This window comes from Methylobacterium pseudosasicola, assembly GCF_900114535.1.
GTDB classification, from domain to species: domain Bacteria; phylum Pseudomonadota; class Alphaproteobacteria; order Rhizobiales; family Beijerinckiaceae; genus Methylobacterium; species Methylobacterium pseudosasicola.
The window spans coordinates 76,424-87,226 of the sequence record NZ_FOTK01000027.1 but is presented as its reverse complement, the minus strand read 5'-3'; the positions used below and the strand labels follow the sequence as shown (position 1 = coordinate 87,226).

The following is a 10,803-nucleotide window of genomic DNA, read 5'->3' as shown; positions in this document are numbered from 1 at the left end:
GCTAGGTAGGGAACTCATACAACCATTTGCGGGCGCTCGCGTTTTCTTCCTGAGTTTGGGGTTTTCAGCTTAGGAGGATCGCGATGGCACGGCTGTTCTGGCTTTCGGACGAAGCCTGGGCGCGGATCGAGCCGCACCTGCCTCACGGTCAACCCGGCAAACCTCGGGTCGACGACAGGCGGGTCATCAGCGGCATTCTGCATGTGCTGAAGGTCGGCTGCCGGTGGCAGGATACGCCCGCCGCCTACGGCCCGCACACCACGATCTACAACCGCTACAACAGGTGGTCCCAGCGCGGGGTCTGGCAGCGCCTGTTTGCAAAGGTCGCAGCCGCAGGCCCTGTCCCCGACGAACTGATGCTCGATGCCTCTCACGTGAAGGCACACCGCTCAGCATCGGGCGGAAAAGGGGGGCCTGGAGCCAGGCCATCGGCCGCTCGCGCGGCGGCTTCACGAGCAAAATCCATTGCTTGGCCGATGGTCGTGGCCGACCGGTTGCGTTCGCCCTGACGCCCGGCAACGTGGCCGACATCAGCATGGCGCTGCCACTGCTGCAGGCTGTCGTACCGCCCAAGCGCCTGATCGCCGACAAAGCCTACGATGCACAGAGCCTGAGGGATTGGCTCAAGAGCCACCGGGTGATCGCCACCATCCCGTCCACAGCCACCCGAACGGTACCCTATAAGCACAGCCGGATCGCCTACCGCCGGCGCAACAGGATTGAGCGCCTATTCGGCCATCTCAAAAACTGGCGGCGCGTCGCGACCCGCTACGACCGCTTGGCCTGCAACTATCTGGCCGCCGTCGCACTCGTTTCCTGTGTGATCGCATGGACCTGAATGAGTCCCCTACCTAGGCTTGAACCATCCGGCCAGAGCGTCGTTGACCGCGAAAGCAGGAGACGACGCCGTGCAGAGCAAGTGGATGACCCTCGCCGAGGTGGCGGCCGACCGACATCTGACGATCGAAGACGCTCAGAAGCTGGTCGACGAAAGCAAGTGTCCGAAAGCCTTCAAGGCGCACGGCGTCGTCTATCTGATCTGAGGCCATCGCTCCCGGCGCGCTCGGCTCAGGGCCGGGGGCGGATCCGGTGTTCCGCATCGTCGGGTTGCATCAGATCAAGCCCGGGCGAACAACCCGGGATGTCGGGCGGGTCTATTCGGCGGCCAAGCACGCGTCGGCTTCGCGGTCGGCGAATCCACGCGCGGCCAGCAGGAGGTCTTCCCGCGTCTGCGGATCCCGGATCGTGTGCCAGATGCGGAGCAGTTCGGCCGCGCCGGCGGTCACCGGATCAAAGGGCGCGCTCCCGTAGAAGGCCTCGACGGGCACGTCGAGAGCCTGTGCAACGCGTTGCAGGCGGGGTCCGGACGTTTCAGCACAGGCCGCGGACCGAGCGTCGTTCGGCATCCCTATGCTCTCCATCGGCTTTGCAACCGGGCAGGGTTATTGCACGCATTGATTGCAGGCCATGCGGGGGTACGCAACCGTGCTATGCAATCTTCAACCGCATACCACACCAGTAAAACTGCCGGTTGTACGATCGTTCCGCGGACGCAATAGGCGTCTCATAAACCGATCGATGACGGAACCGATGACCGAGGATGCCGGGCTCGAGGCGATGCTGGACGCCTGCATTGCGGCCTACGAGGCCGTGAAGACACACGGCACCAGCGAGATGCAGTTGGCGGCCCGCATTCTCCTCCAGCTGATCGGCGAGCGGATCGCGCAGGAGGTCGCGGCGCCGACCGTCGAGGCCAGCAACGAGAACGTGGCCTGAGGCGTGATGCGGAAGCGGCGAATCCGGGTTTCCGGACTCCCGCGCGCGGCCATCGAGAACGCGCTACCGTCGATGCGTCGTCCCCGCGATCCGTCACCGCAACCGCCAGACCCTCGGGTTCGTGGCGACGATGGCCAGGACGTAGAGGGCGACGCCGAGCGGCGTGCCATAGGCGATCACCACGACGCCGATGCCGATCCAGGCGGTCAGCAGCGCGAGCATCAGGGCCAGGACGACAGGATTCATGGCCGGCTCTGCCAGGATCGCTTCGGGACGCGGAAGAGCCGTATCATGGTCATGAGACGCGGTCATCGCCGTCGGAGATCGCCTCGGCGCGCCGGGCGACCTCCGTCAGGACGCGCTCGACCGCCGTCGGCCACGCGACGCCGTGGTCCTGCAGCATCCGGGTCGCGTTGACGAGCATGTGGAACTGCTTCGGCGGGATCGTCGCCCCCGCGGCGTGCTGTTCGAGGATACGGTCGGCCAGTGCCGTCGCCAGCCCGGCCACCTCGGCCAGCTTGTCGGCCGGAATGTCCGGGCTCGTCACGTCGGGTCGCCCTTCGCCTTCAGGGGCTCGGTGGGGAGCGTCACGGATCGCGTCCAGTCCTGTCCGGTCTCGATACTGTTGATCGGCGCGCACTGTGCCCACGATGGCGCTCCGGATCAACGCCGCGCGGGCGGCGGCCGCCGATTCGGTCTGCGAAGCGCTCGATACAGGTCCGCGATCTTCCGGCTCATAGGCGAGCGTTTTCGGCTACCCTGCCGCCCCGATCTTCGGGTGTGACGGATCAAATCCGGCCGCGGATCGTCTGTCTGGCGGACTTATCGCGGACGAGGACAGACCTGTGAGCGTTGGATTGATCGCCCTCTTGGACGATGTCGCGTTCATGGTCAGGGGGGCGGCAGCGTCCCTGGACGACGTCGCGGGTCAAGCCGCCCGGGCCGGAACGAAGGCGGCCGGCGTCGTCATCGACGATGCCGCGGTCACACCCCGCTACGTCGTCGGCTTTGCGGCGGAGCGCGAACTGCCGATCGTCGGCAAGATCGCCCTGGGATCGCTCCGCAACAAGCTCCTGTTCCTGCTGCCGGGCGCCCTCGCGCTCAGCGCCTTCGCGCCCTGGGCGATCACGCCGCTCCTGATGCTGGGCGGCGCGTACCTCTGCTACGAGGGCACCGAGAAGGTCTACGAGGCCCTCTTTCCCCATCACGCGCACGGGCATGAGGCGGAAGGCCGGGGCGACACGGGGAGCGATCAGGCCCTGGAAGATCGCCGCGTGGCGAGTGCCATCAAGACCGACTTTATCCTCTCGGCCGAGATTATGGCCATCACCCTCGCCGCCTTGCCGGAGGGCAGCTTCTGGATGCGGGCGGCCGTCCTGGCCATCGTCGCTGTGGGCATCACCGCGGGCGTCTACGGCGTGGTGGCGCTCATCGTGAAGGCCGACGACGCGGGCCTCGCGCTCGCCCGCAGCCAAGCGGGGCCGCCGTTCGGAAGCCTCATCCGCGGTCTCGGACGCGGCGTGGTCAACGGCATGCCGATCCTGCTCAAGCTCCTGGCCATCGTGGGTACGGCGGCGATGATCTGGGTCGGCGGCGGGATCCTGATGCACGGGCTGGAGACCTACGGCCTGTCGGCCCCGGCACACCTCACGCACGAGGCCGCGGTGCGCACAGCCTCGTACGTTCCGTTTGCGAAGGGCTTGGTCGCGTGGCTGGTCACCGCGATGGCGTCGGGCCTGATCGGGCTGGCGGTCGGCGGTCTGCTGATCCCGCTGACGAGCTTCGTCCTGGCTCCGGCGTGGCAGAACCTATCAGGCTTGTGGAGGCGGGACGCTTGAAGCGAGGCCGCAGCCGGTCGCAGAAGACATTTCGCGGCGATCGACTATCGGCCCGGCTTCGAAGCGACGAGGCATCACGCTTCGCAAAGGACCACCGCGATGTCCGCTTTGGAGTTCTCTTTCGAATGCTCGCAATGAGTAGATTGTGTTGAAAAACGCGAAGACTGCGCCTCAAGCGGTTCTTCAACACAATCGGCGCAAAGCGGTCGACGGGATCGCGCTTATTCCCGTCATTCGATGAGCCTCGGACGCTGCTTCAAAGCGGACGATCACTGCACATCCGGCCAGTTCGCTCGGGCAGCGACCACCTCGGTCCTGATAGGTCTCCCGTCCCACCTTTGCCCATCGGCGCCACCTTCGGAAGCCGACGCGCGACTGTGCAGACCACGCCTCTCAGACAGACATCCACTTCAGCACGTCCGCCTCGACCATCTCGGAACGAGAGCCCGATAGGACCACCTGCCCACGATCCATGACCGCATAGGTGTCGCACAGGTCGCGCGCCCACTCGAAGTACTGCTCGACCAGCACGATCGCCATCTCACCTTTGCCGCGCAAATAGAGGATCGCCCGGCCAATGTCCTTGATGATCGAAGGCTGGATGCCCTCGGTCGGCTCGTCGAGCACGAGGAGTTTCGGCCGCGTCACCAGGGCCCGGCCAATGGCGAGCTGCTGCTGCTGTCCGCCCGAGAGGTCGCCGCCGCGCCGGTGCAGCATGTCCTTGAGCACTGGGAACAGGTCGTAGATCTCCCCCGGCACGTGCCTGTCGCGGCGCTTGAGCGGCGCGAAGCCGGTTTCCAGGTTCTCCTTCACGGTAAGCAACGGAAAGATCTCGCGGCCCTGGGGCACGAAGGCGATGCCGGCCCGCGCCCGGTCGTAGGGGGCAAGCCCCTGGATCTCACGGCCGTCGAGCCGGATCACACCCTTGCGCACCGGCTGCTGTCCGACGATCGCCCGCAAGAGCGAGGTCTTGCCCACGCCGTTGCGTCCGAGCACGGTCGTAACCTTGCCCGGATCGGCGGCGAGCGAGACCCCGCGCAGGGCCTGCGCCGCGCCGTAGTACAGGTCGATCCCGTCGACGCTCAGCATCCGTCACCGTCCCAGGTAGACTTCGACCACCCGCGGATCCGCGGATACGGAATCGATCGATCCCTCGGCCAGGACCGCACCCTCGTGCAGGCAGGTCACGCGGCATCCGAGCGCCCGGACGAAAGCCATGTCGTGCTCTACCACCACGACGGCGTGATCCTTGGCGATGGTGCGGAGCAGGATCGCGGTCGCCTCGGTTTCGGCGTCGGTCATGCCGGCCACGGGTTCGTCGACGAGGAGGAGCTTGGGGTCCTGGGCGAGCAGCATGCCGATCTCCAGCCACTGCTTCTGTCCATGCGACAGGTCGGCGGCCGGACGCATGCGATGAGGCAGCAGCCCGACGACGGTCAGGATCTCGTCGATGCTCTCGGCCTCGACCCGGTTACGCCAACCGAACAGGGACGCGACGCCGGCTCGCGGCCCCTTAAGAGCCAGAAGGATGTTATCGGCCACTGTATGGCTCTCGAACACCGTCGGCTTCTGGAACTTTCGGCCGATGCCGAGATCGGCAATGGCCGGCTCGTCGAGCTTGAGGAGGTCGTGGGTTCCGTCGAACAGAGCCGTTCCGGTGTCCGGCCGGGTCTTGCCGGTGACACAGTCCATCATCGTCGTCTTGCCGGCCCCATTCGGGCCGATGATCGCCCGCATCTCGTTCCGATCGAGCGACAGCGACAGACCGCGGAGCGCCCGGTAGCCGTCGAACGTGACCTTGAGGTCATCGAGATACAGCAACGCCCCCGTCGTTTTCTTGCGATTGGCAGGCCCCAGTTCGAGGCCCTGTTGCGTCACGGGCGGAAGGGTTTCGGCCATGCTCACGAGCCTTGCCCCTCCTCGGCGAGCTGCGGCGGGATCTCGGGCTCAGGCGGCAACGTGGCTGCGGCGCGGCGACCGCCGAACTTCTCCATCGCGGTGCCGACGATGCCGCGCGGCAGGAACAGGGTCACGACAACGAACAGGGCGCCGAGTGCGAACAGCCAGGCATCGGGCATCACGCCCGTGAGCACCGTCTTGGCGTAGTTGACGACGACGGCACCGAGTGCCGCCCCAACCAGGGTGCCGCGCCCGCCAACCGCCACCCAAATGACCGCCTCGATCGAGTTGGTCGGAGCGAACTCCCCAGGGTTGATGATTCCGACCTGGGGCACGTAGAGCGCGCCGGCGACGCCAGCCATCATCGCTGAGATGGTGAAGGCCAGAGTCTTGAAGTGCTCCGGCCGGTAGCCGAGGAAACGGGTGCGTGATTCCGCATCCCGCACCGCGATCAGGATCTTGCCGTAGGCCGAGACGGTCATGAAGCGCGCGATCAGGTAGCCGATCGCCAGCGCGACCCCAGTCGCTACGAAGATCGAGACGCGGAAGCCCTGAGCCTGAACGTTGAAGCCCAGCAGATCCTTGAAGTCGGTCAGCCCGTTGTTGCCCCCGAGCCCCATGTCGTTGCGGAAGAAGGCGAGCATCAGCGCGTAGGTCAACGCCTGGGTGATGATCGAGAGGTAGACGCCAGTCACCCGCGAGCGGAAAGCCAGCCAGCCGAACACGAATCCAAGAAGACCCGGCACGGCCAGCACCATCAAGGCGGCGAAGGCGAAATGGTCGAAGCCGAGCCAGTACCACGGCAGGTCTTTGTAGTTCAGGAACACCATGAAGTCGGGCAGTATCGGATTGCCGTAGACGCCGCGCGAACCAATCTGGCGCATCAGGTACATGCCCATCGCGTAGCCGCCGAGCGCAAAGAACGCACCGTGCCCGAGCGAGAGGATGCCGCAGAAGCCCCAGACGAGGTCGAGGGCCAGGGCGAGCAGCGCGAAGGCGAGGTACTTGCCGAACAGCGAAACCAGGTAGGTCGGCAGGTGCAACGCGGAGCCCGGCGGGAAGCCGAGATTCAGCAGCGGGACGATCACGCAAATCGCGGCCAGCGCGGCCAGGAAGATCCAGCCCTTCGGATCGATCAGGCGGGTGCGTGCCATCCTACGACTCCACCGCCCGGCCCTTCAGGGCAAAGAGCCCGCGTGGGCGCTTCTGTATGAACAGGATGATGAAGACGAGCATCCCGATCTTTGCCAGCACAGCGCCGAAATACGGCTCCGCGAGCTTGTTCGCGACGCCGAGGGTCAACGCCGCGACCAGGGTGCCCCAGAGGCTGCCGACACCTCCGAACACCACGACGAGGAACGAGTCGATGATGTAGCTCTGACCGAGATTGGGCGAGACGTTGTCGATCTGCGACAGGGCCACCCCGGCGATGCCGGCGATCCCAGAGCCGAGCCCGAAGGTCATCGCGTCGACGTAGGGCGTGCGGATGCCCATCGCCGCGGCCATGCGCCGGTTCTGGGTGACCGCCCGGGTCTTCAGCCCAAACGAGGTCTTTCGCAAGACGAACATCAGGCCGAAGAACACCGCGATCGAGAAGGCGACGATCCACATCCGCCCGAGGGTGACGGACAATCCGAAGAGATCGAAGGCACCGCTCATGAAGGCAGGCGCCCCGACCTCACGGTTGGTCGGCCCGAAGATCGAGCGCACCGTCTGCTGCAGGGCGAGGCTGACGCCGAAGGTGGCGAGGAGCGTCTCCAGGGGGCGGCCGTAGAGGAAGCGGATGATGAAGCGCTCGATGAGAACGCCCACCGCGCCGGCCACGACGAAGGCGCAGGGGATGCTGATGGCGAGCGACCAGCCGAACAGGCCGGGTGCCTTGGCGCGGATCAGTTCCTGCACGAGGAAGGTCGTGTAGGCCCCGAGCATAACCATCTCGCCGTGGGCCATGTTGATCACGCCCATCACGCCGAAGGTGATGGCCAGCCCTATCGCGGCGAGGAGCAGCACCGAGCCGAGCGACACGCCGTACCAGACATTCTGCGCGGCGTTGAGGAGCGCAAGTTTGGTCTCGATCGCCGCGATGCCCTTGGCCGCGGCCGCCCGCACCGCCTCGCTTGGATCGGCGGAGAGACCGCGCAAGGCACCCATCGCGTCACCGTCGCCGCGCGCCTGGATCGGAGGAATAGCTGAGAGACGGTCGCCTTCGGAGGTGCCGGGCTTGACGAGCAGCACCGCGGCCCGCGCCTCGGTCAGCGTCCGCTTGACGGAGGCGTCCGTCTCGCGGGCCAGCGCCGCGTCGAGAGCAGGGAGGGCTGCCACGTCACGGGCCTTGAATACGGCATCCGCCGCCTCGCGGCGCCTGCCCGCATTGGGGCTTGCGAGGTTGAGCTGGCCCTGCGCCGCCTCGATCGCCCGGCGGATCCGGGTGTTGGCTCGCACCAGCTTGAGCCCGTCGTCGGCGGGCGCCGGCGCCCCGGTGCGTGCGTCGGAGAGCGCCGGGCCCTGCTTGATGAACAGCGTTTTGTCCGCTGGGCGATAGAATAAACGGCCGTCGGAGAGGGCGGCGAGGATGTCGCCGGCCCGCGGGTCTCCGCTGGCGGCGAGACCCGCGACGCCGGCATCGATGTCGGAATAATTGTCGCTGGCGAACTTTTCATAAGGGCTGGGCGCCTGCGCACAGGCGGGGGCCGCGATCAGCAACAGGAGCAGCGCGAGGAAGCGGGTCATGCGGCCCTGTCGAATGAGAGCGGTGGGATCCTCTCCCCACGATCGGGGAGAGGGAGGGTCAGACTAAGCGCCGCCGCACTTCTTGGTCTTGGTGTTGTAGTTGCCGCACTTGAGCGTGACCCAGTCGGCCTCGAGGTCTTTCGAGCCCTCAAGCTGCTTCGACCACGCCTCACCGGGAATTAGACCCTCGGTCTTGTTCACCACGTCGAATTGGCCGCTCGCCTCGATCTCGCCGATGAAGACCGGCTTGGTGATGTGGTGGTTCGGAAGCATCTTGGCGGTGCCGCCGGTGAGGTTCTTCTGCTCGATACCCGGCAGCGCGGCGATCACCTTCTCGGGATCGGTCGATCCGGCCTTCTCCACAGCCTTCACCCACATGTTGAAGCCGATGTAGTGGGCCTCCATGGGATCGTTAGTCACCGCCTTGGGGTTCTTGCGATACGCCTGCCATTGCTTGATGAACGCCTCGTTCTCCGGCGTCTTGATCGATTCGAAGTAGTTCCACGCGGCCTGGTGCCCGACGAGCGGCTTGGCGTCGATGCCGGCCAGTTCCTCCTCGCCGACCGAGAAGGCCATGACGGGGATGTCGGTCGCCTTGATGCCCTGGTTGCCGAGTTCCTTGTAGAACGGCACGTTGGCATCGCCGTTGATGGTCGAGACCACGGCCGTCTTCTTGCCGGCCGAGCCGAAGGCCTTGATCTTCGAGACCTCGGTCTGCCAATCCGAGAAGCCGAACGGGGTGTAATTGATCATGATGTCCTCGGACGCGACGCCCTTGGACTTGAGGTAGGCTTCGAGGATCTTGTTGGTGGTGCGGGGGTAGACGTAGTCCGTCCCCTCCAGCACCCAGCGCTTGGCCTCGCCGCCATCCTTCGACATCAGGTAGTCGACGGCCGGAATCGCCTGCTGGTTCGGCGCGGCGCCGGTGTAGAACACGTTGCGCTCGCTCTCCTCGCCCTCGTACTGAACCGGATAGAACAGGACGTTGTCGAGTTCCTTGAACACGGGCAGCACGGACTTGCGCGATACGCTGGTCCAGCAGCCGAACACGGCCGCGACCTTGTCCTTCGAGATCAGTTCGCGAGCCTTCTCGGCGAAGAGCGGCCAGTTCGAGGCGGGATCGACGACCACCGGCTCCAGTTTCTTGCCGAGCACGCCACCTTTTGCGTTCTGCTCGGCGATGAGCATCAGCATCACGTCCTTGAGAGTGGTCTCCGAAATCGCCATCGTGCCCGACAGCGAGTGGAGGATACCGACTTTGATCGTCTCCTCCGCGCGAACCGCGCCTGCGCCGAGCACGGACAGAGCCATACCGCCCGCGAGCACGGCCGCGGAGCAGCCTCTCCAAAGCGCATTTTTCATGATCGTCCCCTCCTGAGTCTGGCTGCGCTCAAGCTAGCAATCTATGTGCCACTTTGTTAGGCAGATGGCTCTCAGAGCGACATCCGAACGTCGTGAAAGGGATGTCTGGCTCGAGGGTTGGTTGGTGAAGGCGAGCGCTGCTGTCCTCAGCCTTGTCCCTCGATCTGCGTGAATGGGTTGTGGGTGCCGGCTGAAGCGGGAGCCTCGCGGCATCAGCTGGCACGAAACCCATGATGGTGCCGAGCGACGGATCGGCATGGCGTGCAGGCGACGATCCGAGCTACGGCGTGATACGCTGTGGCTCCTGAAGAACCGAGAGCGCGTTCGTCCGCGCAGCCGCTCGCTACAAGCGCACCATCAACGTGGCGCTCGACACCCTCGGCCCCCGGCTGGCGAGAGCTCTTGAGTCATGATCGCCACGAGGGCCATCACCGAAGACCCGCTCGATAGGCCAGGGACGCGGACAGATCACGCCTGCCGGCGCCGGAGCGCGTCACGAATGGCCACCGGCGTCCGCGTGCCGGAACCGTCCGGGATCTTCGAGCAGCCCGATCACACGCCCCGAACGCTTCACGCCTCAGGTGGCCGCAGCCACCAGCACCTCCTGCAAGCGTCCGTCGAGTTCGCCTGCCACCGCGTCGACGTCCTTGTCGCCGAACTGACCGAAACTGGCCCTCGGCCGATCGTACTCGAAGGCGGCGCGTCCGTCCTGATCCTCGCTCAGAAGCACCCTGATCGGGGCGTAGAGCGCGGACGAGAGGACATGTCGCGTCATCATCGAGGCCGTGAGCGGGTTGCCGATGTCATACTGGATCGCCCGGCGCTGCAGTCCGGCGATCTGCAGCAATTGACCATGATTCCGCGTGCCGAAGATCGAGAGGGGGGCCTGCCTCCCCAAAAGATCGCGGGCCGCCTCCACCTTCCCGGACGCCAGAAGCTGAACGTAGGCATTGTCAAGCTTGGGCAGCGCGGCCTCCAGAGCCGTCCTCACCGCCTCGAACGGCTTCGCGGAGCGGATCGTGACGTGCTCGGTCGTGACGGGAACGGACGATATCTCAGGGTTCGTCATCGGGTCTCCTACGCCTCCAGGAGAAGATCCGGCGCCGCGAGCGGTGTTGCCGGCAAGCATGAATACGCCACTGCCGAACAATAGGGTTCGACGCGACAGATTGTTGGCCGCCCGAGGGAGCCGCGAACG

Annotated in this window: 11 protein-coding genes and 1 pseudogene; 3 read left to right on the top strand and 9 right to left on the bottom strand. The window is 65.7% G+C overall.

Going from position 1 to position 10,803, the window contains the following annotated elements:
- Positions 1–83 precede the first annotated feature (83 nt).
- A pseudogene (locus BM228_RS22790) lies at positions 84–838 on the top strand (IS5 family transposase).
- A gap of 316 nt (positions 839–1,154) precedes the next feature.
- Here the strand turns inward: BM228_RS22790 and BM228_RS33975 are convergent.
- Complete coding sequence (locus BM228_RS33975; protein WP_139234170.1) at positions 1,155–1,406, bottom strand: hypothetical protein; 252 nt, start codon at positions 1,404–1,406, stop codon at positions 1,155–1,157.
- Positions 1,407–1,590: 184 nt separating this feature from the next.
- On the opposite strand from BM228_RS33975, the gene BM228_RS22785 reads away from it, so the two are divergent.
- Positions 1,591–1,776 (top strand): hypothetical protein, encoded by a 186-nt coding sequence (locus tag BM228_RS22785; protein WP_139234169.1) that lies wholly within the window; start codon positions 1,591–1,593, stop codon positions 1,774–1,776.
- 93 nt (positions 1,777–1,869) lie between these two features.
- Here the strand turns inward: BM228_RS22785 and BM228_RS34790 are convergent, their stop codons facing one another.
- Complete coding sequence (locus BM228_RS34790) at positions 1,870–2,022, bottom strand: hypothetical protein (RefSeq protein WP_167367795.1); 153 nt, start codon at positions 2,020–2,022, stop codon at positions 1,870–1,872.
- Between the two features lie 49 nt (positions 2,023–2,071).
- Positions 2,072–2,323, bottom strand: coding sequence for a hypothetical protein (locus BM228_RS22780; RefSeq protein ID WP_092044190.1), 252 nt, complete (start codon positions 2,321–2,323; stop codon positions 2,072–2,074).
- A gap of 298 nt (positions 2,324–2,621) precedes the next feature.
- Here BM228_RS22780 and BM228_RS22775 point away from each other — a divergent pair, with 298 nt between their 5' ends.
- Positions 2,622–3,614, top strand: a complete 993-nt coding sequence (locus BM228_RS22775) for a DUF808 domain-containing protein (protein WP_092044188.1) — start codon at positions 2,622–2,624, stop codon at positions 3,612–3,614.
- A 393-nt stretch (positions 3,615–4,007) separates the two neighbouring features.
- On the opposite strand, the gene urtE is transcribed toward BM228_RS22775, so the two are convergent.
- The 6 genes from urtE to BM228_RS22745 form a co-directional block, all read right to left on the bottom strand.
- A complete protein-coding gene (gene urtE, locus BM228_RS22770) occupies positions 4,008–4,703 on the bottom strand; it encodes an urea ABC transporter ATP-binding subunit UrtE (protein WP_092044186.1) in 696 nt (231 codons plus the stop codon).
- Between the two features lie 3 nt (positions 4,704–4,706).
- Positions 4,707–5,513 carry an urea ABC transporter ATP-binding protein UrtD gene (urtD, locus tag BM228_RS22765; protein ID WP_092044184.1) on the bottom strand — a complete coding sequence of 269 codons (807 nt, stop codon included), beginning with the start codon at positions 5,511–5,513 and terminating at the stop codon, positions 4,707–4,709.
- Positions 5,514–5,515: 2 nt separating this feature from the next.
- On the bottom strand, positions 5,516–6,667 hold the full coding sequence (urtC, locus tag BM228_RS22760; protein WP_092044182.1) for an urea ABC transporter permease subunit UrtC: 1,152 nt from the start codon (positions 6,665–6,667) through the stop codon (positions 5,516–5,518).
- A 1-nt stretch (position 6,668) separates the two neighbouring features.
- Positions 6,669–8,243, bottom strand: coding sequence for an urea ABC transporter permease subunit UrtB (gene urtB / locus BM228_RS22755; protein WP_092044181.1), 1,575 nt, complete (start codon positions 8,241–8,243; stop codon positions 6,669–6,671).
- Between the two features lie 63 nt (positions 8,244–8,306).
- Entirely contained in the window at positions 8,307–9,554 is a 1,248-nt protein-coding gene (gene urtA / locus BM228_RS22750) for an urea ABC transporter substrate-binding protein (protein ID WP_244537268.1), read from the bottom strand.
- A 628-nt stretch (positions 9,555–10,182) separates the two neighbouring features.
- Positions 10,183–10,674, bottom strand: coding sequence for a DUF302 domain-containing protein (locus BM228_RS22745; RefSeq protein ID WP_092044178.1), 492 nt, complete (start codon positions 10,672–10,674; stop codon positions 10,183–10,185).
- Positions 10,675–10,803: the final 129 nt, after the last annotated feature.